This is a genomic window from Pseudomonas marincola (assembly GCF_900116605.1).
GTDB classification, from domain to species: Bacteria; Pseudomonadota; Gammaproteobacteria; order Pseudomonadales; family Pseudomonadaceae; genus Aquipseudomonas; species Aquipseudomonas marincola.
Window position 1 is genome coordinate 61,717 of record NZ_FPBC01000018.1, and the last position, 22,574, is coordinate 84,290.

At 54.1% G+C, this 22,574-nt stretch carries 19 protein-coding genes and 1 pseudogene; 15 read left to right on the top strand and 5 right to left on the bottom strand.

Annotation, left to right across the window (positions count from 1 at the left end; translation table 11 throughout):
- Positions 1-13 precede the first annotated feature (13 nt).
- From BM395_RS21130 to BM395_RS21180, 11 genes are all read left to right on the top strand, one after another.
- On the top strand, positions 14-1,561 hold the full coding sequence (locus tag BM395_RS21130) for a class I SAM-dependent DNA methyltransferase (RefSeq protein ID WP_090515450.1): 1,548 nt from the start codon (positions 14-16) through the stop codon (positions 1,559-1,561).
- A complete protein-coding gene (locus BM395_RS21135; RefSeq protein ID WP_090515452.1) occupies positions 1,554-2,966 on the top strand; it encodes a restriction endonuclease subunit S in 1,413 nt (470 codons plus the stop codon). Before BM395_RS21130 ends, BM395_RS21135 begins: the two co-directional genes overlap by 8 nt.
- Entirely contained in the window at positions 2,959-3,663 is a 705-nt protein-coding gene (locus BM395_RS21140; protein WP_090515455.1) for a hypothetical protein, read from the top strand. Before BM395_RS21135 ends, BM395_RS21140 begins: the two co-directional genes overlap by 8 nt.
- Positions 3,663-4,307 (top strand): hypothetical protein, encoded by a 645-nt coding sequence (locus BM395_RS21145; RefSeq protein ID WP_244529026.1) that lies wholly within the window; start codon positions 3,663-3,665, stop codon positions 4,305-4,307. Before BM395_RS21140 ends, BM395_RS21145 begins: the two co-directional genes overlap by 1 nt.
- 10 nt (positions 4,308-4,317) lie before the next feature.
- The gene (locus BM395_RS21150; RefSeq protein ID WP_090515457.1) at positions 4,318-5,199 is read left to right on the top strand and encodes a hypothetical protein; all 882 of its coding nucleotides are present in this window, start codon (positions 4,318-4,320) and stop codon (positions 5,197-5,199) included.
- Between the two features lie 326 nt (positions 5,200-5,525).
- Positions 5,526-6,617, top strand: coding sequence for an endonuclease NucS domain-containing protein (locus BM395_RS21155; RefSeq protein ID WP_090515459.1), 1,092 nt, complete (start codon positions 5,526-5,528; stop codon positions 6,615-6,617).
- Positions 6,618-6,669: 52 nt separating this feature from the next.
- Positions 6,670-7,173 (top strand): hypothetical protein, encoded by a 504-nt coding sequence (locus BM395_RS21160; RefSeq protein WP_090515461.1) that lies wholly within the window; start codon positions 6,670-6,672, stop codon positions 7,171-7,173.
- Between the two features lie 107 nt (positions 7,174-7,280).
- Positions 7,281-7,544: a hypothetical protein gene (locus BM395_RS21165; protein ID WP_141124118.1), complete on the top strand. Its 264-nt coding sequence runs from the start codon at positions 7,281-7,283 to the stop codon at positions 7,542-7,544.
- Positions 7,534-8,229, top strand: coding sequence for a hypothetical protein (locus BM395_RS21170; RefSeq protein ID WP_090515465.1), 696 nt, complete (start codon positions 7,534-7,536; stop codon positions 8,227-8,229). The genes BM395_RS21165 and BM395_RS21170 overlap by 11 nt, the downstream gene beginning before the upstream one ends.
- A gap of 61 nt (positions 8,230-8,290) precedes the next feature.
- Positions 8,291-8,680, top strand: a complete 390-nt coding sequence (locus BM395_RS21175; RefSeq protein WP_090515468.1) for a glycine-rich domain-containing protein — start codon at positions 8,291-8,293, stop codon at positions 8,678-8,680.
- A 99-nt stretch (positions 8,681-8,779) separates the two neighbouring features.
- Positions 8,780-10,396 carry an MBL fold metallo-hydrolase gene (locus tag BM395_RS21180; RefSeq protein WP_090515470.1) on the top strand — a complete coding sequence of 539 codons (1,617 nt, stop codon included), beginning with the start codon at positions 8,780-8,782 and terminating at the stop codon, positions 10,394-10,396.
- 710 nt (positions 10,397-11,106) lie between these two features.
- On the opposite strand, the gene BM395_RS21185 is transcribed toward BM395_RS21180, so the two are convergent.
- The 4 genes and pseudogenes from BM395_RS21185 to BM395_RS21200 form a co-directional block, all read right to left on the bottom strand.
- Positions 11,107-12,156 carry an XdhC family protein gene (locus BM395_RS21185; protein WP_090515472.1) on the bottom strand — a complete coding sequence of 350 codons (1,050 nt, stop codon included), beginning with the start codon at positions 12,154-12,156 and terminating at the stop codon, positions 11,107-11,109.
- A gap of 15 nt (positions 12,157-12,171) precedes the next feature.
- Positions 12,172-13,518: pseudogene (locus tag BM395_RS21190) on the bottom strand (c-type cytochrome).
- A 15-nt stretch (positions 13,519-13,533) separates the two neighbouring features.
- Positions 13,534-15,789: a xanthine dehydrogenase family protein molybdopterin-binding subunit gene (locus tag BM395_RS21195; protein ID WP_090515474.1), complete on the bottom strand. Its 2,256-nt coding sequence runs from the start codon at positions 15,787-15,789 to the stop codon at positions 13,534-13,536.
- Positions 15,789-16,271 (bottom strand): (2Fe-2S)-binding protein, encoded by a 483-nt coding sequence (locus BM395_RS21200; RefSeq protein WP_069902594.1) that lies wholly within the window; start codon positions 16,269-16,271, stop codon positions 15,789-15,791. Before BM395_RS21200 ends, BM395_RS21195 begins: the two co-directional genes overlap by 1 nt.
- Positions 16,272-16,921: 650 nt before the next feature.
- On the opposite strand from BM395_RS21200, the gene BM395_RS21205 reads away from it, so the two are divergent.
- The 4 genes from BM395_RS21205 to BM395_RS21220 all read left to right on the top strand — a co-directional run bounded on the left by BM395_RS21205 (position 16,922) and on the right by BM395_RS21220 (position 22,205).
- The gene (locus tag BM395_RS21205) at positions 16,922-18,061 is read left to right on the top strand and encodes a Fic family protein (protein ID WP_090515476.1); all 1,140 of its coding nucleotides are present in this window, start codon (positions 16,922-16,924) and stop codon (positions 18,059-18,061) included.
- Between the two features lie 104 nt (positions 18,062-18,165).
- Positions 18,166-18,936 carry a nuclease-related domain-containing protein gene (locus BM395_RS21210; protein ID WP_090515478.1) on the top strand — a complete coding sequence of 257 codons (771 nt, stop codon included), beginning with the start codon at positions 18,166-18,168 and terminating at the stop codon, positions 18,934-18,936.
- Between the two features lie 38 nt (positions 18,937-18,974).
- Entirely contained in the window at positions 18,975-19,895 is a 921-nt protein-coding gene (locus BM395_RS21215; protein ID WP_090515480.1) for a restriction endonuclease, read from the top strand.
- An 81-nt stretch (positions 19,896-19,976) separates the two neighbouring features.
- Positions 19,977-22,205 carry an AAA family ATPase gene (locus BM395_RS21220; protein WP_212633038.1) on the top strand — a complete coding sequence of 743 codons (2,229 nt, stop codon included), beginning with the start codon at positions 19,977-19,979 and terminating at the stop codon, positions 22,203-22,205.
- Positions 22,206-22,372: 167 nt separating this feature from the next.
- Here the strand turns inward: BM395_RS21220 and BM395_RS21225 are convergent.
- On the bottom strand, positions 22,373-22,574 hold a 202-nt coding region (locus BM395_RS21225), incomplete at its 5' end, for a transposase (RefSeq protein WP_141124119.1).

Sequence of the window (22,574 nt, forward strand, 5' to 3'; positions counted from 1 at the left end):
TTAGAGAGACCCCATGACCAACTCCGATATCGTCCAGAAGCTCTGGAACCTCTGCGACGTGCTGCGCGACGACGGCATCAACTACAGCGACTACGTCACCGAACTGGTCTTGCTGCTGTTTATCAAGATGGAATACGAGCAAGTCCAGAACAACAACAGCTTTGCCCACAAGCTGCCAGTAGGCGCGCGCTGGCCGGATTTGGCCGACAAGTCCGGGCTTAACCTGCTCGATCACTACCGGCAAATGCTGCTGGATCTCGGCAAAAACATCGACCCGCTGATTGCCGCGATTTATGCCGACGCACAAACCCGCTTGAAAGAGCCGCGCCATCTGGAGCAGTTGATCAAAAGCCTCGACGGCATCGACTGGTTTAGCGCGCAGAAAGATGGCTTGGGCGACCTCTATGAAGGCCTGCTGGAGAAGAACGCCAGCGAAACCAAGTCTGGTGCTGGCCAGTACTTCACCCCGCGCCCGCTGATCGACAGCATCATCCGCGTGATCCGCCCGCAGCCGGGTGAAACCATTCAGGACCCGGCCGCTGGCACCGCCGGTTTCTTGATTGCCGCCGACGCCTATATCAAAAGCCACACAGACGATCACTACGACCTCGATGCCAAGGCTCAGGCCTTCCAACGCAACCGCGCCTTTGTCGGCGTCGAACTGGTGCCCGGCACCCGCCGTCTGGCGCTGATGAACACCCTGCTGCACGGCATGGAGGGTGACGAAGAAGGCGTGGTGCACCTGGGCAACGCCCTCGGCCAAACCGGGGCAGGTCTACCCAAGGTCGATATGATTCTCTCCAACCCGCCGTTCGGCACCGCCAAAGGCGGCGGCGGCCCGACCCGTGACGACCTCACCTATAAAACCAGCAACAAGCAGCTGGCCTTCTTGCAGCACATCTACCGTGGCCTCAAACCCGGTGGCCGCGCCGCCGTGGTGCTGCCGGACAACGTATTGTTTGAGGCTGGCGTGGGCACCGAAGTACGCCGTGACCTGATGGACAAATGCAACCTGCACACCATCCTGCGCCTGCCCACCGGCATCTTCTACGCCCAGGGTGTGAAGACCAATGTGCTGTTCTTCCAGAAAGGCACCGCAGATAACCCACGCCAGGAACACGACTGCACCCAGCGCGTGTGGGTGTACGACCTACGCAGCAATATGCCCAGCTTCGGCAAACGCACACCCTTTGGCGCGCAGCACCTCAAACCCTTCGAGGACGCCTACGGCGGTGATCCCAACGGCCATAGCCCCCGCGCCGAAAATGTTGAAGGAATTGGCGAGCTTAGCCGCTTCCGCGTGTTTACCCGCGAGCAAATCCGCGAGCGAGGCGATTCCCTGGATATCAGCTGGCTGAAGGATGCCGACAGCCTGGATGCAGCCGACCTGCCTGCTCCAGAAGTACTGGCCGGCGAAGCCATGGCCGAACTGACCGAAGCCCTGCATGAACTGGAAGAACTGATGAAGGCGCTGGGCGCAGGAGATGAGGTGGCAGCGCAGAAGCGGTTGATGGCAGAGGTGATGGGGTTGGCGGTGGTTCAGGAGGCTGGGGATGAATGAGTTGCCGAGCGGCTGGGTAAATACAACGATTGGAGAGATCAACGATTACTCCAGTGGCAACATTGATCCATTGAAAGCGCCAGAACAGGTTTTTGAACTGTATAGCGTCCCAATTTACCCAACGGGGAGACCGGAGCATCTGCCTGGTCAGAACATTGGCTCGACTAAGCAATGTGTTGAGCCGGGTGATGTACTGCTATGCAAAATCAACCCTCGCATCAATCGAGTTTGGATGGTCGGACCGAAATCAGAGTTACCGCAGATTGGCTCATCTGAGTGGATCGTGATTCGTCAGTCACTAATTCACTCTGGTTTTCTGCGCTACCAACTAAGTGAAAGTAGTTTCCGCGACAAGCTGTGTTCAGAGGTATCTGGGGTGGGCGGCTCTTTGACGAGAGCGCAGCCAAAAAAAGTAGCAACGTATCCCGTTGTGCTCCCGCCACTCGCCGAACAAAACCGCATCGCCCAAAAACTTGATGAACTGCTGGCCCAGGTCGACACCCTCAAAGCCCGCATCGACGCCATCCCCGCCCTGCTCAAACGCTTCCGCCAATCCGTCCTCGCCGCAGCGGTTTCCGGGCGTTTGACCGAGGAGTGGCGTGCACAACATGTAGGTTGGGTTGACGAAGAAAGCCCAACAACGACGCCCGCCAGTAACTCGCGTCCAGTTGGCTGGTCGTCAGAAACTGCAGGTGATATCTGCGGTTTCATCACCAAAGGAACGACCCCCTCAAAAGAAAAGATGACTGCAGGACACGGTGAGGTTCCATATATCAAGGTCTACAACCTGACATTTACAGGAGCGCTAGACTTTTCCATTGATCCAACGTTTGTCGACTCAAGTACCCACTCGACTGACTTGAAACGGTCAATCGTAAAACCTGGCGATGTCCTAATGAATATTGTCGGCCCACCGCTAGGCAAGGTTTCAATCGTCCCCGCAACTTATCCCGAATGGAACATAAACCAAGCTATCGCAAGGTTCAGAGCAGGCGATGAAATTTCCGCTGCATATTTGGCTCTTTGCCTACGGACCGAAGAAGTCCTAAGCCATGCGGTCTCGCGCGCAAAAGCCACAGCGGGTCAATTCAATCTGACCTTAGAGATTTGCAGAGAGCTTCCACTTCCGGTTCCGCCGGCGGAAGAACAAACCGAAATTGTCCGCCGCGTCGAGCAGCTCTTCGCCTTCGCCGATCAACTGGAAGTCAAAGTCGCCTCGGCTAAAAGCCGTATTGACCACCTGACCCAAAGCATCCTGGCCAAAGCCTTTCGTGGTGAACTGGTACCCCAAAACCCCAACGACGAACCGGCAAGCGTGCTGCTCGAACGTATCCAAACCCAACGCGCCGCCGCCCCCAAGGCCAAACGCGGCAAGGCTCGCAAGGAATCGAGCAGCCATGCTTAATGCGGTTTTAGGAGGCAAAAGACGCGGAACAGGTTTTGAGGGGCAGCGCCTAACGCTTGGCGAGGCCGAAGGCGCTGAAGACGTCATCACCGCAACCGTATTCGAGCGCATGGCTTATCTGCCTGACGAATTGTTCAGCGCTATCTTCAGCGACCTGCTCGGCGAGCCTTTCGGTGCACTGGCCGAACCACCGGAGTTCTGGCCCTCTTGGTACTTAGATAACGGCACCCGCGTTGAGCCGGACCTGCTACTCAGTGATGGTCAGCACAACCTACTGATTGAGGCCAAGCGCCACGACCATGCGCGGCAGCAATACGCCACGCAGCTGGCAGCAGAGCTGCTTGCTGGCTGGAGGACTGGCAGGCTAGAGGACGACTGCATACTGCTCACCCTCGGCGGCATGAGTGACATGAGCAGTGCTGCGCAACAGCAATTGCGCGAGGAGATTGTTCGAGCACTACCCGTAGGCACTGACTCACGCTTTCGCTTGGTTTGTCGCAGTTGGCAACAGCTCTATCAAACGGCGGAACACCATATTGATGCGCACCAACCCCCGGGGATTCAGCGCCTGCTTGATGACCTCGCCCGCGCGTATGCCTGGCACGGGTTGCGTACGCACCGCATGGCCTGGCTGCAAGACCTCAAGCCTGCGGGCATTAGCCACACACCCGGAGCATTCGATAAATGGAGCCTGTAATGCACGACGAACTGAATGCTGCCCTGTTGGATGTGCGTCGTGCCTACCGTTTACTAGCTGACTATCAGCGGCGTCAGTTCGAGTTATTGGCCTATATCCGGGACCGTCTTGGCGCGACAGCCTATTACCAGGAATACGTACATAAACGCCCCGGAGATTTAAGCGGCTTGGAAAACGTGGAGGCATCAGGCCTTCGGTACCTGCCATTTCTTGGCCTGTCCGCTCTCTGGCTGAAACATTCAGGCCAGGAGCATTACTGGGATTCGCACCGTGCAGGAGACCAGATGTTCGGCGCTTGGGTACGCAGCGACACAGGCTTCGATAACTACCAAGGTAAATTCACCGACGCTCTGCCTGAGTCCACCACAAGCGAATTGGTACTTTCCGTGGTGGTCTGCGATCAACCAGGGCCTGAGCCGTATAACTGGTATGACCGTGCCTGGCTCGGTATTCCCTATCCAGAAAATGGAACAGTCGGACAAACTGCAGACGTACCCGGATACCGCGTGTATGCCAAAAGTATCAATCTTGCAGAGCTGGGCGATCAGGCGGGGGTTAATACCGCCATCGAGCAATGGCGAGTGGAAGCGTCGGATGCTTTAGGCTGCACCGTCGGGAAAGTCATCGAATCAGCCGTTAGCTAGAGAACCCCACATGGACGTTTTGCAGGTATTCAGCAGTCTGTTTTCACCTTTGTCTCGGCTTGCCGAGTTGGTACGGAGCCGTATCAACCCAGTACGTAAGCAGGCTATGCGCATTCTTCAGGTCTTCGAGGCACACGGCATTGCGCGAACCCAGGTCAATCGTTTGTTACCGAAAGAGCTACAGCTTCAGCCCTTCGAACTTTCCGACGCAGACGAGCTGAAAAAAGCTTTCAAGCAGGAGCACATCACTTGGCTGATCGGACACTTCGCACTGAACGCCGCATGGCTTGAGGGCTCTTCTGACGAAGCAAATCAGCAGATAAACAGCTACAAACACCCACTTGAGTTGCACCAGTGGCTGCTAAGGCATAAACGTCCAGATCAAGAAAACTACAACTTCCGGCTGCACCTGATCACGGCCGACAACCATTCGATATCACCGAAATCAAATGGCTACTTTGCCGTTATCCTCGAAGAACTGTTCGGGGATGATGAGCACCACCAAAGTCGCTTTTATCATTTAAGCCAAGGTGCGCACTTCGACCACGCACCTTGCCTGCTGCACCTGATGCAAATACTTGCTATTGCCCATCATCACGGTTTCATGATGCGGCGCGCCATTTTACCTCTAACCAACCTCAGGCAGCTCAGCCTGAACCAGGGCCTGATCGCTCATTGGCTGGACAAAACAATGCCACACCCACTGGAAGCGGATCATGAGTTTTGGGGGCATTTCTCAGGTGATTCACCCTGGCTGGAAGAACTCCGTCAAGACGCCGAAACTAGCCTTACCCAAGCTGGCATGACTGATGTTGTAGCGACGATCCAATGCGACCGCCACCGCTTTGCACGCCCGAGCACTGTGGCTGCGCTCACCCAAGTGGAGCAGTGATGGATGAGCTTGGTTGAGTACAACGTCAAGGACGCAGACCTGCAATACTATCGTGCCATTACGCTAAATTTCGGTACTATCTGAGACCAATTAGAAGGTGCTATGAACAACCCGCGCTACGTCGAAGGATTGCAATAAGGAGACACATTTAGACATCTACGGTTATTGGACGATTCACACCGCAATGAGCTGATGGCCCTCTGCGACCAACTGAACACCCGCATAACCCACATCAGTCAACTCAATGAGCAACTGGACAGCACCCTAGTCGGTCAGCCAGAAACTCAGTGCGACACCCTCAAGACTTTCTAAGTTAAGGACAACCCATGCCCATCAGGACGCAAATCTGGACGGTAGCCGGCCAACCCAGCCAATTGCATGAGTGCATCCTGCCCAGCGAGCAGTTGCTGGAAGACATGATCGTCAGTTCCCCACGGCTGCTGTCGGAAGAGTGGATGCTGATCGGCCGTCAGGAAAGCACCGGGCTGGGCGGCCGGATCGATCTGCTGGCCATCGCACCGGATGCCTCCCTGGTGTTGATCGAACTCAAGCGTGACCGCACACCGCGTGATGTGGTGGCGCAGGCGCTGGATTATGCCTCGTGGGTAGAAAAACTGGCCGCCGAGGATATTGCCGCCATCTACAAACGCTACCGCCAGAACGCGGATTTAGCGGCGGACTTTCAGGCCTACTTTGGTCTGCCGCTAGACGAGGAGGCGCTCAACCAGAGCCATCAGATCATCATCGTCGCGTCCGGGTTGGATGCCAGCACCGAGCGCATCGTCGCGTACCTCAGCGAGCGCGATATCGCCATCAACGTACTGTGTTTTCAGGTGTTCCAGCAGGATACGCAACAGCTGATCAGCCGCTCCTGGCTGCTCGACCCGATTGAAACCCAGGCCAATGCCAGCAACACCCGCAGCGACGGCCCGAGTGAGCCGTGGAATGGTGAGTTCTATTGTTCGTTTGGCGACCTCGAACAGCGCTCCTGGGCCGATGCCGTAGAGTACGGCTTTATTTGTGGGGGCGGCGGCACCTGGTACAGCAACAGCCTGAAGATGCTCGCGCCCGGCGACCGAGTGTGGGTCAACATTCCCCAGCAGGGCTATGTCGGCGTCGGCCGTATCACCGGTTTGGCCACCTCCGCAGTGGACTTCACAGTAAAACAGAACGGTGTCGAAGTGCCGGTACTTCAAGCAGCTACACGCGGCACCTACCATGCAGAGCAAATCAACGATCCGGCGAACTGCGAATACTTCGTGGCGGTGGAATGGCTGCAGACCGTGCCGGTTGAACAGGCCATAAAAGAAGTCGGCCTGTTCGGCAACCAAAACACCATCTGCCGCCCTACTACACCCAAGTGGCGCTGGACGATAGAGCGCCTGAAAGCGCGCTTGCCTCAATTCGACAAAACCTAATACGCACTGCCTGCGTAATGTATGAAGTATTGATTGGAAAGGATGCCTGATTGTGGCTAAGCCCCCTGTTTCACTATTGGTAGTTCTTGATTCCGGCCTGACCTACGGGCTGCAAAAACTGCTGCTGTTCATGCTGGTCTCTCTCTTGCCCATATTAGGCGTGATTGGACTTTTTTTCGCATACGAAAGCTGCTTCGAGTACGGCCGGGGAATATTCGAGTTGTCGCGCTTTGAAATCATCGCCTTCGTACTGTTTATCGCTCTGGAGCGACGTTTCGCTTATTACTGTCGGCTTTTTGACTACAGCTTCTGGCAGGGGCTAATCAAGTTGTTCAGCGTACTGGGCGTTGCCTCATTAATCGTCGGCGTTGGTGCTTTGCTAAGTAAGGCGCTTACTTCGGCGATTGAACCTAACTTGCTGCAACCTCTTTGGTTGATCACCTACCTGCTGGCCTTGTACCTATGCCCCCCAGCTGCACTTATCGACCATGCGACGCAGAACAATTCTCGTGTTGAGCCTACGTTAAATACATCTGACAAGGAGTCCAAGTCGTGATGCTACGGTATGTCCCCATTCTGCTTCTGCTCCCTGCCTGCGTAATGGCCAAGCCAGCTGAGCCTGAATCGGTCAAACTCGTCAACGCCTGCAAGGAGCTGGTTGCCATGTACGATCGCGACGGTCAGGAGAACAAATTGGTCAGCTGGTTTGGCTCAGTTTCTGAAGGCATGCAAGCAGGCTACTGCCGAGGCGTAATCGTTGAGTTTCGGCGCAATGATGCATTACGAATTGCAGAGCAATGGTCAAACCGCCAGAGCTGTGACGAGCCTGATTGGTTCAGCCAGGCTCAAAAGGTTGCCAGTTACTCAATAGACTCTGTCAGTCAGCATTCAGTTGATCGGTTACTGGAAGCATCTTGTGGCCGCTAACCGCTGGATCACGCTGCAACAAGCCGTTGGTGATCCGCTTGGCATCCCATTAGCCAGGCATCCCTCATTGCGCAATGCCGTCAATACGCTGGTTAAGGCTTTGGCTAAGGCAGAACTGATAACGCTTCAGCAGGATCGTTTTGAATACAGTGCCAGCGAGAAAAAGAGGTTGAGTCTTAACGCGGCGGATCGCACTTGTCTGGTGAACGCCGTACTCCTGCAGGGTGTGTTCGCAGAGCCAAAGATAGTTATCAAGCTGTTCACAGACTCCGCGATGCGGGTCACTTATTCCGCCTGGGCGAAAACGCTACTGATCGACCAGCAGAGTAAAGCCGGCCAAGGGTTCCTTCCTTCCCGATTGATCGGTTTCCTGGACATTCTGGCGGGAAACGACGATCTGAAAACCGAACTGCTGCCCAACCCTTTTTCCGACACATTGCCGCAAATGGGTATTGGCCCGACTCACTGCACAAGCCTTCTGCACTTAGCCGCCGTTCAGGCGGCGGCCTTGTCTCAGGGGTATATCATGATGGCATACTACTTGAACGGTGATATTGAGAAGGCCTACCAGGCTGCCTTAGAGGTCAGGGGTGCCGCACCTGCACTTGAGCAATATCGTGATCTGATTATTCGCGACTATCGCGACTCAAGAGCAGTGAAGGCGTTGCTCGACGATTGGCGATAAACGGTCTTTTGTGTGGAATCCACACATCGAAACTGGCTCCGTCATTACAGAGGAGCCCGTCATGACAAACCTTCAACAACTTCCCTTCGATCCCGCTATCGAGCAATTGGATCTATTTGCTCTGCACTCCGCACCCCAGGCGCAATACCCGGACTGGGCCAGTGCCGAGTTGGAGTACCGCCGCTTTCTTAACCTGAAGAAGCACTACCCCAATCAACTGCTGATGCCAACTGGTGCAGCCTGGCAGTTGTGGCAAGCTCACATTCTGGATACCCGTCGTTACCGCAGCGATTGCGAGCGCCTGTTTAGCCGCTTTATCGATCACTTCCCCTACCTTGGTCATGACAATGCAGCTGACCGGCGCGAAAGGCATTTTGCCGAACAGCTTTATCAGGGACTGCATGCCCGGCACTACCCTGCGCCAGCCGTTGCTTTGGCATTGAGCGACTGAGCTTCATCACGCTTCGCCAAACCTAGAAAATTTATTTCAGACAGCTCGGCTGAGTGCCCAAGAGCAGCGCCTGCTGTCGCTCCATGAAAGGAAATAGTCATGTTGAAAATCAAATTTGTTGGCGCAATCGAAGGTGTCAGTGGCTCGTGCACTTGGCTGCACCACACCGACTCTGACACTCAGTTCCTAGTTGACTGTGGCATGCACCAAGGCGATGAGCGTGAGGAGTGGGCTAATAGCCAAGCGTTTCCCTTCCAGGCTGCACGCCTCAAATATGTACTGCTCACTCATGCCCACATTGATCACTGTGGCCTATTGCCCCGGCTGGTACGTGAGGGATTTAGCGGATTGGTATATGCCACCCGCGCAACCCGTGAACTCACAGAACTGATGCTGCTGGACGCAGCACGGGTAAGCGGCATGTTTACTGGGCAAGAGGTAAAGCAGATTCGCTGGAGCGTTCTGGATGATGACCTCGGTTTCAAATGGGGTCGCAGCATCCGCTTGGCCGAAGGTATCTGGATGTCTTACTTGCGCAGCAGCCACATCCTGGGGGCCTGCTTGATCAGTATTGGCTGGAAGGTGGATGAGAGTAATCGCTCTATCTGCTTCAGCGGTGATGTGGGTTGCCAGACGGATCATAACGCCTACCTGCCGTTGATGAAGAGCGGCCAAAATCCGTTTGCCGATACGGACTACATCGTTGTTGAGTCCACCTACGGTGGCCGGCTGCGGGCACATGAGCATCAGGATTCGCAACTACGCCTGGCACGTCTGGCTGAAGTCATCGCCCACACCCTATTCGTTAAGGGCGGCAAGGTCTTGATCCCAGCCTTCTCGCTGCACCGTGCTCAGGAATTACTGATGGACGTCTTGCACTGGATGAAAGTTAACCTTCCAGCCAGCAGACACGCACTTGCGCATGACCGCAATGATCGGCCAGTCACTGCCAATGTTCATGCGCCGCTGGGCCATGCGGTTACACAAGTGTATGCAAAGCATCTGTGCAGCACGTCACCTAACGGGAAATTCAAATACCTGAATACTGAACTCTGTGAGTCGCTGGAAATGCACGCCGATGAAATTCAAGCCATGTTGCAGCGTCTGGTCGAGCACGGCCGCTTCAAAGCATGCGACAGGGGCTATCTGAACATGACAAAGCCCAAGCAGCCCTCAAACTTTGATGCCGATATTGTCATCGCCAGCGCCGGCATGTGCGACAACGGACCAGTGGTGAGCTACCTGGGGCGCTGGGGTGACGATTCACGCAACACTGTGATTATCACGGGCTACCAGTCTACCGGTAGCAAAGGTGCCGAGCTGATGCAGCGTGCTACAGCATCCCCTGCACCCATAGATAGCCTGTCACCTGGCCAGGCAGAGGTGATTGATATGTCGCCGTATTACTCAGCCCATGCCGATCAACAAATGCTGCTGGATTTCCTGTTCCGTACCGACGGGTTTGGCTGCCATAAGGCCGCGACTCTACTCATCAATCACGGCAACCCGGCAAGCAAGTACGAACTGCGCAAAGCCGTGCATATGCGCTCGGACAATCGAAAGAAAAATGATCGCCATATCAAAGAAGTGAGAATCGCAGATGCCCGCTGGCTCAACTTAGACAATGGCGAGGTGATTGAGCAAAGCCACTCAGAGCAAGCACTGCTCAGGGAACTTGAGGCTTTACGGCGGCAGGTTGAGCTTCTCACTGAGTAGCTCACGATCACGCAATAATTGACTATGACAGGCTCTGAATCTGAGCCTGTCGTACTTATAGGTAAAGTAGGCACTTATCAACGTGACGGCTTGACTGCTCTCGTGACCCAGACCTATCCCAAGCCCTTGAAAAGCTACCAGGAACAACTCGACAAGCTAATCACTCGCGGCATGACCGACACGGACCATGCAAGGCTGGCTGAGCAAGCATGCTACTGTGCATGAATCAGCACCTGATGGAGATCATCAACCCCTAATCAGGCTGGGACCCACGGCTGAAAGCATTGCTGGCATGCTATCAACAGGATGAATTGCATCAGCCAGCCTGCCCGCCTAAAACCCAAACGATCACCGCTCAACGGTACAGAAGAAAGTACATTAACAGTACAGTGCTCCGCTTCTGTAGATTCCAGTAAATTCCGCCAAACCCTTTTAGGACGGTACTTTCAGCTAACTGTACCTACACTTAGTTACATACGATTCTACTGGGCTCAACCCATTCATAGGCAACTCATAATCCTTTGGTCCACGGTTCGAGTCCGTGTGGGCCCACCAAATTTAAAGCCGCGCACTGCGCGGCTTTTTCATGCCTGCCGGAAAAACCTCTAAACAGCCTCATAAGTCCAAAGGTACAAACTCAGTACAGTACCGGTACAGCGGCGCGCTTTTGGAGCAGGCACTCGGAAAGCTCTGGGAAGGCACCGGATTTTTTAGGCATTTTCCAGGCTCATACTTTGTGGTTTATCTGCACCACTTAAATCGCTCACTGTCTTGGCTTTAGCTATCGAGAGTTCACCAGGTAATGCGACAGCATTCTTAACGGCAATCACCTCAGCCATCACACTAACCGCAATCTCCGGTGGGGTTTTACTACCGATGTAGATTCCGATCGGTCCGTGAAGGCGCTCGAGCGATTCCTGCGTCTCTCCAAAATGTTCGATCAGCCTATCTCGTCGGCTCTGGTTGTTACGCCGCGAACCTATGGCTCCTATGTAGAAAGCCGAGCTTTGTAAGGCTTCCAACAATGCGAGATCATCCAGTTTCGGGTCATGGCTGAGGGCAATGATCGCGGTACGAACGTCTGGCGAAAACGCTCTGACTACGTCATCTGGCATCTCTTGGATAACACCCACTCCCGGAACACTCCATGATTCTATGTATTGAGGCCTGGGATCACAGATAGTCACTTGGAAGCCATTGAACTGCGCCATCACCGCAACATATTCGGCCAACGCACCCGCACCAATAAGTAACATGCGATAGCCAGGCCCCAAGGTACTGCTCATGCGTTGGCCGTCAAATGTGAATTGATGTGGAGTCGAGGTGTTGTGCAAATTGACCTGCCCAGTACGCAGGTCTAATTCGCGGCGCACCAATTGGCCGGAGTCGAGGCCTGCTAGCAGTTGATCAAGCGGCTCCTTGGCGGGCTTGAACTCAAGTACCAGCTCCAACGTACCGCCGCATGGCAACCCAAAGCGATGCGCTTCGTCGGAGCTTACTCCGTAGCGAACCACCTCAGGCAGTCTTCGTGGCAAGCCTTCCGCACCATGAGCCGTTGTGTATTTGTGGATGAGGTCATCCTCTATACACCCACCGGACACGCTGCCAACCACTCGTCCATCATTGCGAAGCGCCATCATCGACCCCACTGGCCGAGGTGAAGAGCCCCACGTTCGCGCTACGGTCACCAGCAGCACGCGCTCACCCGCAGACAGCCAATCACGGGCAGTACGCAGGACCAGTAGATCAATGCTTTCCATCAAGGCTCCTGAGGCTTATCGCATATGCAAAACAATTGGCGTGGGGCTGGCTGGATCGGTATGTTCGCGCAGACGTGCGACTGCTTGCGAATCCACTTCCCCGCCACTATTGCCCCAAGTCGTGCGCACAAAAGACACAACCTGCGCGATCTCCAGATCCGTTAATTGCTCGCGATACGCAGGCATACGGTAGGCATCCGGCACCCCATCGGCGACCACCCGCAAAGAGCCATTGAGACTGATGTTAATGGCCGAGTCAGATACAGCAATCAACGCAGAAGTTGCACCCGCCAACGGCGGTATCCACGGGGCTTGTCCTTTGCCATCATTGCCATGACAAGAGGCACAGCGCGTCTCGTAGAGGTGCCCACCGGCGCTGGTAAATGCTGAATCCTTAGCGGCCATGTACTCCCAAGGCTTACCGTCACGCTCAGGGTCACCCGGCAAAGACTTGAGGTAGTGAGCGATCGCGCCCAGATCAGCGTCCGTCATGAATTGTGTTGAGTTATTGAACGCTTCAGTCATCGACCCATACACCACGGCATGCTGATTACGTCCAACCTTCAAGAACTGTGCGATATCTGCCTCGCTCCAGCGCCCGAGCCCAGTGTTAGGGTCATTGCGCAAACTCGGGGCGTACCAGCCATCAAGAAGCGCGCCGGCCAGGAACTGCTCGTCTGCCTCACTCAGCCCCTTTTCATTGAATGCCAGACCGCGTGGCGTATGACAGCTCCCACAGTGCCCAGCGCCCTAAACCAGATAAGCGCCACGATTCCACTGTGCGTCCTGCTCAGTGTTCTCGGCGAAAGTGCCTGGCTCGGTAAAGAGCGTGTTCCACATTGCTATAGGCCAGCGCATGTTAAGCGGCCAGGGAATTTCACTTGGCACATTGGCGACCTCGGACGGACCCACACCTTGCATGAAGAAGGCATATAAGGCGCGTACGTCCTCGTCGCTTAGCTTGGCGTACGACGGATAAGGCATTGCCGGATAGAGCCTGCGTCCTTCCGGAGCAACGCCATGTCTAACAGCGCGATCGAAGTCAGCCAAGCTGTAGCGGCCAATGCCTGCTTTGTCATCTGGGGTAATGTTGGTCGCATAGATCGACCCTAGCGGCGTGGCCATTTCCAACCCACCGGAAAAGGCCGGGCCATCGGGCAGACTGTGGCAAGCCACGCAGTCGCTAGACCTGGCTACATATTCGCCGCGCTGCACGAGTGCAGCATCTGACAAGTTGGAGTTGGCTGCGCTATCGAAGGTAGAGTCGGGCACTCGGGTGCCGTACCAAACCAGCAAGCCCGCTACAGCAATGCCGACCACTACAACCAAGCCGGCCGCTTTCACCAAATACCGATTACTCATGGTCAGCGGTTCCCGTCATGATGGTTGACTAAAGGTGTAGTTAGACATGGGCATGCTACGAATACGCTGTCCGGTGAGCCTGGCCACTGCGCTGGCCACCGCGGGGGCAACGGCAGGAAGCGGAGGCTCACCAATGCCGCCCATCTTCGCACCGCTCTCGATCACCTTCACGTGCACACGCGCCATTCGCGACGGTCGCAAAACTGGGTAGAGATCGAAGTTGCGTGCTCGCGGCTGGCAATCGATGTAGACCGTCTCCTCAACCAATGCCTGCGATAACCCCAGCGCTACAGCGCCATTAACCTGCGCTTCGATGATGGCTGGATTGACGATGCTGCCCGGGTCAATTGCCTGCCAGATATCGTGAACTCTGACCTGACCATTTTCTATCGACACTTCGGCAACCACTGCTGTTTCAGTTCCGAATGGCGAGGCCATGGCAATGCCCCGCGCGCGTCGTGAGCCATCTTCGGCGGTAAATGGCCCGGGCTTCCAACCACCTGAAAGCTCAGCCACAGACTTCAACAGATGCGTAAGGCGTTGGTTGTCCTGCAACAGTTGCAGGCGAAGTTCGTATGGGTCATGACCGCCCTTCTCGGCCAACTCATCAAGGAACGTCTCATAGAAGAAATCGTTGAGCGAATTGCCCACTGAACGCCAGTAGCCCACCATCACCGGGCCCTTCACGTAAGCCTGAGCGATACGCTTATTAGCGATTGCATAAGCCTTTCCAGTCAGCCCCTCAAGGGCCGTCGGGTCCAACTCTGGACCTTGTTCCCCAGCAATCCCTTCAGTCGGTCCTTCAGTTGCGCTTACTGCCTCTATAGCTACGGGAATGCCTTTATCATCAAGCGCTGCGCGAAACTTGACCACGGCTACAGGGCGCAGCACATCACGCAGAAACTCCTCCTCGCGGCTCCAGATCAGTTTCACCGGACGGCCGACCGCTTTGGCTAATTCGATAGCTTGCGGGAACGGGTTGGCGGTGTCATACAGGAAGTGCCGACCAAAAAAGCCGCCAATCAGAGGCGTATGTAGCTTGATCTTCTCAGGCTCAAGGCCCGTGCGCTTGACGATGTCTGCAAGGAAAGCATCTTGCGCCTGGTTGGGTAGCCAAATATCCAGCGAGCCATCGGCATTGAACCGAGCCAACGCAGATGGGGGCTCGAGCTGAGCGTGATTCACGTGCTGGTTATGGTAAGTGGCTTCGATAACAGTGGCTGCCTTGGCCAGGATGCCAGCGGTATCCCCTTCATTTTCGGCATCACGGCCAGGTCCCGGCTCATTGGCCAATTGCTCACGAAAAGCCACGCTGGAGAAGTCTGCTGGCATGACCCGAAGCGGGGAGTCCGCTGCCGCCTCCTGCCATTGCACCTGAATAGCTTCGACGGCGCGCTTAGCATGCCACCAGCGCTCAGCGACAACAGCCACAGCGCCGGGCAAACGGTGGATCGAATGTACGCCCTTCATCGCCTTGACCTGCGCCTCGTTGCGCAAGGTGCCTACGGTCATTCCCAGACGTGGCGCATGTTGAACTGCAGCGTGGAGCATGCCTTCCACTTGCATATCGATGGCGTAGATCGCCTTACCGGTGGATTTCTCGTAACTATCCAGACGGCGTACTGGCTTGCCAATCCAGCGGAACTTGCTTGGGTCGCGCAGCGTGATGCTCTCAGCATTGGGGACCGGCAAATCCATTGCATCGGGCGCAAGTTCGCCGTAGCTCAGAGAACGGCCCGAAGCTGCGTGCAGCACATGGCCCGGTTCGGTCGTCAATTCGGAAACGGGCACATTCAGCCGGGTTCCAGCAGCCTGCAAAAGCATCGCACGCGCAAGCGCACCCAAGCGCCGCATCGAGGGATAACCCATCCGGACAGACATGCTGCCACCAGTGATCCGCAGGCCGCTCTCCATGACGACATACGCTTCACCAGGCGGCGCGCTCTCAACTACAAAGGTCGATGGATCAGCGTCCAGTTCTTCGCCAACGATCTGCGCCATTGCGGTGTACGTACCTTGCCCGCCCTCAATAAAGGGGCACAACAGGCGCACAGTGTTATCAGGGCGGATCTCTAGGAATGCGTTTACCTGTGTTCCTGCTGCGTTGGGCTCTGCGGCCATGGCCTGCATTCTTGCTGAACCGAGCGGCAGGCCGAAACCCAGTATCAAAGCACCAGCAGCGGTACCGGCAGACGATAACAAAAAGCGGCGGCGCGATAGATTGACAGGTTCCCCAGGCGCTGGGGTTTCGGCATTAATACGCTTACTCATCAGACACCCTCCTCGTTAGGCGCCGCAGAGGAGCCGATGTTGTTAGCCAAATCGTGCACAGCGGCATTGATGGCGTTGTAAGTCCCGCAGCGACAGAGATTGACCATCGCTGCTTGGATCTGAGCGGTGCTAGGGGAAGGGTTCCGTTTGAGTAAGGCTGTCGCTGCCATCACCTGACCGGACTGGCAGTAGCCACATTGAGCAACCTGACGCTCGACCCACGCCGTCACTACTTGCTTACCAACCTCGTCAGACTCGATTGCCTCGATGGTCGTGACCTCCCGGCCGACAACACTCGCAACCGGAGTCACACATGAGCGCGTCACGTTGCCGTCTACCAGCACCGAGCAGGCACCGCATTGAGCCAGGCCGCAGCCGTACTTTGTGCCGGTCATGCCTAGGTCGTCGCGGATAACCCACAACAGCGGCGTGTCAGCTTCGGCGTCGACCTTGTAGGTCTTTTGGTTAATTCGTAGCTCCATGACTCACCTGCTATCACGATGGTTAGTATTTTTTAAGAAGACAGACACTTGGCTGCCAAGCTTTGCATTTATCTGACATTAGCACTGATGGCTCTAGTTCGGGCTTTGCAAGCGGAGATAGCCGTTATTAGTCTTGCTTATCAATCCCCACGTTACCCGCATGAACCGCCCAAGCGACGGGTGTCTCATGCCCACAGGCACTCCCTTCGTTCTGTCGTCATCAGACGGTGAAACTAGTCTGCTGTTAATATCACCTGCACATCGCCTGCCCCATCAACTCAATGAGGCCTGCTACAACTTCGATGTGACCAAGGCGTGTCTATGCATGGCCACACTCCGTCGGATGAATCAATTGGGCTCACACTTTCGAGCGCGCCGTGAAAACGGTGAACAGAGCCGCCAATAGCAGCGCCGCTGCACTGGCGATAAAGGTGCTTTGGGACTCTTCCCCAGCTACGACGGTGCAAACGCTGGAAATTTGAGCGCGATGCCTAAGGCCGGGCACGCCGCACTGAAGGCGATGTTCAGGGGCGTGTACATCCAGCCAAACAACTGGGCTGATGATTAGACAATGAGCCGAATAGCTGACATTATCAGCTCATGCAATGAGCCGAATATATTCGCTAATCGGCTCACAAATGAGCAAGCCCATGAATGACCCTCTCTGGATCTGGCAGCAGCCGGAATGGCCAAACTTCAACTGGCAAGCCGAAACGCTAGTCCCGCTGCTTCGTGCCTGCAATCAGGCCCAGGGGCGTTTGCTAGGAATGCTAGGTGCAGTGGGCAGTGGCACTGAAGTACAGAGCAGCCTGGATGCTATGCTGCAGAACATCGTCACCTCATCAGCTATCGAGGGTGAGCAGCTGAATGTCGGCTCGGTACGCTCCTCCCTCGCTAGGCGTTTGGGAATCAGCGAAGAAGGCCGAGTCAGTGCACGCTCCGAAGGCCTTGCGCAATTGCTCCTCGATGCCACCAGCGCACACCAACAACCGCTCGATATAAAAAGGCTATACCGCTGGCACTGCTGGCTGTTCCCTGACGAAGATAACCTGCTGACTCGTCAGTTGCGGGTTGGTACGCTCCGCGGCGAAGAGCCTATGCAGGTTGTTTCTGGCAGGCTCGACCGACCTACCGTGCATTTTGAAGCCCCGCCGCGCTCTGGATTAGAAGAACAGCTCGCAGATTTTCTTAACTGGTTCGAGAGCAGCCGCAGCGATGCCGGTCTCGACCCGATATTACGCGCCGGCATTGCCCACTTCTGGTTCGTCACTCTACACCCCTTCGATGACGGTAACGGCCGTCTTACCCGTGCCATTACCGACATGGCGCTGGCCCAGGGCGAGCAGCAAGCCATCCGTTTTTACGCCATGTCGGCGAGCATCCTCGACGACCGTGCAGGCTATTACCACATCCTCGAAATCAGCCAGAAAGGCACGCTGGATATCACCGCCTGGCTGCAGTGGTTTCTCGTAACACTGCTCAAAAGCCTGGAACAAGCACTTGCCCGCATCGACCGCAGCCTGGCAAAGGCACGCTTCTGGCAAACGCACCGAAGCCACGCCCTTTCTGCAGAGCAAATCAAAGTGCTTAACCGCCTGCTCGATGGAGGGGAGCGAGGCTTTGAGGAAGGTATCAGCGCCGCTCAATACCAAGCTGTAGCCAAGGTCTCGAAAGCGACAGCCACTCGCCACCTGAGCGACCTTGTAGCGAAAGGCTGCATAATCCGGCTGCGGGGAGGTGGGCGCAGTACTCGCTACCAAATAAATAGCGCAGTTAATCTGCCGACCTGAAATTTACGCAGGCGTCGCACTGCTTAACGACTGCAATACTTTCGTGCCTTTGCTGCTAATTTCGGTACTATCGGGTTATCTCTCAGGATTGCGAAGAGTAAGAAATGGATTTCTCTCCGATGATCGCCCAGGTCTGGGGCGTTGTTAGCTGGTTAATTCCGCTGGCAATGCTTGCAGGCCTCATCAAGTCTCCCTGGTTCAAGGGCCACGTTGGCGAGCTACTGGTGCGGCTATTTGCCCATTGGCAACTGGACAAGCAAACCTACCGCCGCCTGCACAATGTCACGCTTAACACGCCAGACGGCACCACGCAGATCGACCACGTATTTATCTCGCCCTACGGCATCTTCGTGCTGGAAACGAAGAACATGAGCGGCTGGATATTCGGCAGCGAAAAGCAGGCGCAGTGGATGCAGCAGATTTTTAAGCGGCGTTTCAAATTCCAGAATCCGCTGCGGCAAAACTACAAACACCTCAAAGCACTGGAAACCACCCTTGGCGTTAATTTCGCGCACTTGCACTCGGTAGTCAGCTTTGTCGGCGGCAGCACCTTCAAAACACCAATGCCGGCCAATGTCACCCAAGGCATTGGCTTTATTCGCTACATCAAATCATTCCAGCAGCCAGTGTTCAGCGAAGATGAAGTCAGCGTCATGCTGCACGCCTTGCAAACCGGCCGCCGCGCGCCAACCCTCGCCACCCAGCGCGAGCATGTGCAAAACCTCAAGCGCCGGAGTGATCCGACAGCCGAGCGGCAATGTCCGAAATGCGGCAGCGCCTTGGTTATTCGCACCCGTAAAACTGGAGCCAATGTCGGCCAACAATTCTGGGGCTGCTCAACCTTCCCCAAATGCAAAACCATGCAGAGCCTTTAGCACGCGGCCCTGCCATCAATCCTGCGCCTGGAGTAGCAATGTCCGTCCCTACCTACGACCAGTTTATTGAGCCGATCCTGCGCTACCTAGCCGCCACGCCCGAAGGCGCGACAGCACGTGACGCCCATGAAGCCGCAGCTGACTCGCTCCAACTGTCAGAAGCACAACGCCAAGAGCTGATTGCCAGCGGCCAAGCCACCTACAAAAACCGTGCAGGATGGGCGCATGACAGACTAAAGCGAGCGGGCCTATCGAGCAGCGTTAAACGCGGATACTGGAAGCTGACAGATGAAGGCATTGGTTATGCCGCGCAGCATTTATGCCCACTGAGCGCAGATAAAGTCGAACAACTCGCCATCGGGTTCATGAATGTAAAACTCAAAGCCCCGACAGATGCCGTCCCGCTTGATGACCAAGAACAGCAAGCACCGTCACCCAACTCAGCAACTGTAAGTCCAGATGACCGTCTAGAGCAGGCTTTGCGCGAACTGCGCGAAGCAACAGCTGCTGACGTGCTGGATAACCTCCTGCAAGTGAGCCCTAATCGCTTTGAAATCATCGTGTTGGACGTGCTGCACAGCCTAGGATACGGCGCTAACCGCAACGATCTGCAGCGGGTTGGCGGCAGCGGTGATGGCGGCATCGACGGGGTAATTTCACTCGACAAGCTCGGACTAGAAAAGGTCTACGTGCAAGCCAAGCGTTGGCAGGGCACAGTTGGCCGGCCAGAACTTCAAGCCTTCTATGGCGCTCTTGCCGGGCAGAAAGCAAAGCGCGGCGTATTTATCACCACATCCGGTTTTACAGCGCAGGCAATCGACTTTTCCCGTTCCGTAGAAGGCATGGTGTTGGTAGACGGCAACCGATTGGTCAACTTGATGATGGATCACGAAGTCGGCGTAACCTCGCGTCTACTAAAGTTGCCGAAGCTGGATAGCGACTACTTCGATGAAGAATGACAAGACGAAAATAAATTCTCTCCTTTTTGTGATGCATTAGGGTCAGATCACCCAAATGCGGGAAAGCAGGAAGCGAAGAACATGAAGAAAAATGTACAGGACAAGAACATGGAAAAGTTATCCATCCGCCTCAAGAACTGCTTTGGAATACAAAACTTCGAAGAAAATTTCCTATTCAACAAGGCAAACGCCCAACTGATTTATGCTCCGAACGGGGTAATGAAAACCTCCCTTGCAAAGACTTTCCACTGCCTTCAAAAAGGGGAAATCCCAAGGGAGCTTATTTACAATCGCCAAGCCGAATATAGCGTGAAAATAGACGATGAAGACATTAAGCCCTCTGAAATACTAGTCGTAAAGCCATTTGATTCTAGTTACAACGTGCAAGATCTATCTACACTTCTGGTCAATAGAAGTCAAAAGGCTATATACGATTCAATCTATAAAGAAATCCTCGACGCACGAGCTCAGATAGCAAAAAAACTCAGCAAGTTATCTAAAATTTCAGCCGACAAGGTAGAAGCTCAGATTATCGATGACTTCGGCGCCACTGACATTTTCGATGCAATTGATGAAATAAAGAGATTTGAACAGGCTCTACCAGAGTTAGCAAGCGTTGCCTACGCTAAAGTACTCGACCCTAAAGTAATAGAACTCTTACAAGACCCAAAAATACGAGACAACATCCATGACTACAGCACTAGATATAACGAACTGATAGAGCAATCTTCGCTATTTTCCAGAGGGAAATTTAATCCATCAAACGCAGCCTCCGTCTCAAAAAACTTAAAAAAAGAGAGGTTTTTTGAAGCAGACCATAAGCTGCTAATGAAAGGAAAAGCTGAGCCTATCAGCGACCAAACCGCACTAGATGAGCTTCTCAAAAAAGAAAGCGAGGCAATACTTGGGGACGGTGAACTCCAGAGAATTGCAAACAAAATAATATCTGGAGTTGCCTCAATTAAGACATTTCAGGAAGTCCTGGAAGAGTCGCCCATTATATCAACCTACCTAAGCAACCTTGATAACCTTAAGAAGGTATTGTGGTCATCCTATTACCTGACAGACCCAGACAGTTTTGAAAGCTTATCTCTTCTATTTCAAAGTAAGCGGGACAGATTGACTGAAATAGAGCTGCAAGCAAATTTAGAGAGCACCCTCTGGCATGACGCCCAAGACATCTTCAAAAGACGATTTTTTGTTCCATTCGGGCTAGATATTGAAGACCACAAAAACGCCATACTAGGAACTGTAGCCCCCAACATGGTGTTCACTTTCCCAGGCGAGGATGGAACACCGGTTCGATTTGACAGAGGGCAACTAGACTCGCTCGACTGTCTTTCAGTTGGGGAAAGACGAGCGATGTACCTTCTCTACGTAATCTTCGACTTTAGAGCAAGATTAGCGGCAGGGGAGCGGACCACAATTATTATAGACGACATAGCAGACTCATTTGACTACAAAAACAAGTACGCCATCGTTGAGTATCTAAAAGAACTCGCAGAAGAAGATCTTTTTCGGATTATAATCCTGACACATAACTTTGATTTCTACAGAACCGTTCAAGGACGGATTTTAGACAAAGCAAAGTGGGACAACTCATTCATTGCTCAAAAATGCGGCGACAGAATAAAGCTATTGAAAGGCGGCAGCAAAGACGTATCTAGCCCCTTTGAGTTATGGAAACAAAAATTCCATGAAGACCCGAGAATTCTAATTTCTATGATCCCCTTCATTAGGAACCTCATAGAATTCAAAGACGGCGCATCCCCTGACTACAAAAAACTCACATCAATGATCCACATTAAACATGATGAGGCCGAGCCAGAATACAAAACCCACAATCTGAAAATAGCGGACCTAGAGGATATAATCGCTGAGATTATACCGAGGAAAGACCTGAGCGTTCACTTTGACAAAGGAATGGCAGTTATAGATTTAATATACGAAACTGCCAACAATCTAATAGAACAAGAAGACCTGAACGACTCCTTGTCCCTAGAACGTAAAATTGCACTATCTATCGCAATTAGACTTAAAGCCGAAGAGTTCATGTGGGAACACGTAGCAGATAAATCCCGGATAAGCAGTAATCAAACCGGAAGACTTTACGACAGGATCGTACAAGAGCAAGCCGGCAGGCAGGACTTTCAACCTATTGAGAAAGTACTAAGCCAAGTCACGCTCATGACCCCAGAAAATATTCATCTGAACTCATTTATGTATGAACCACTGATAGACATGTCAATGGACCATCTTGTAGAACTATTCAAAAACATACAGAACCTAGAATGGTCAGGCCCAGCATAGATAAGACGGCAGTAGACTTAGGGATGGTCTGAAGTAGCCATGCATTTCTGGCTGACTTCACCCTCTGCTGATTTTAAAAGCGGCAAATCGATCAAAAACGATCAGATCACCCGCTCATTTGGGTGTTTCTGGCCGCCGCGATAACCTCGCAGCTGCCATTTCCAACATTACAGGCGCACCTCTCCTGCATTCGCCAGCAAATGTCGGCGTGCCATCCACAGATTCGACAGCGCGAACAGAGTCACCAGTTGTGCGGTGTTCTTCGCCAGGCCACGGAAGCGCGTTTTCACATAACCGAACTGGCGCTTGATCACCCGGAACGGATGCTCGACCTTTGCACGCACCTGGGCCTTGGCTTTCTCGATCCTG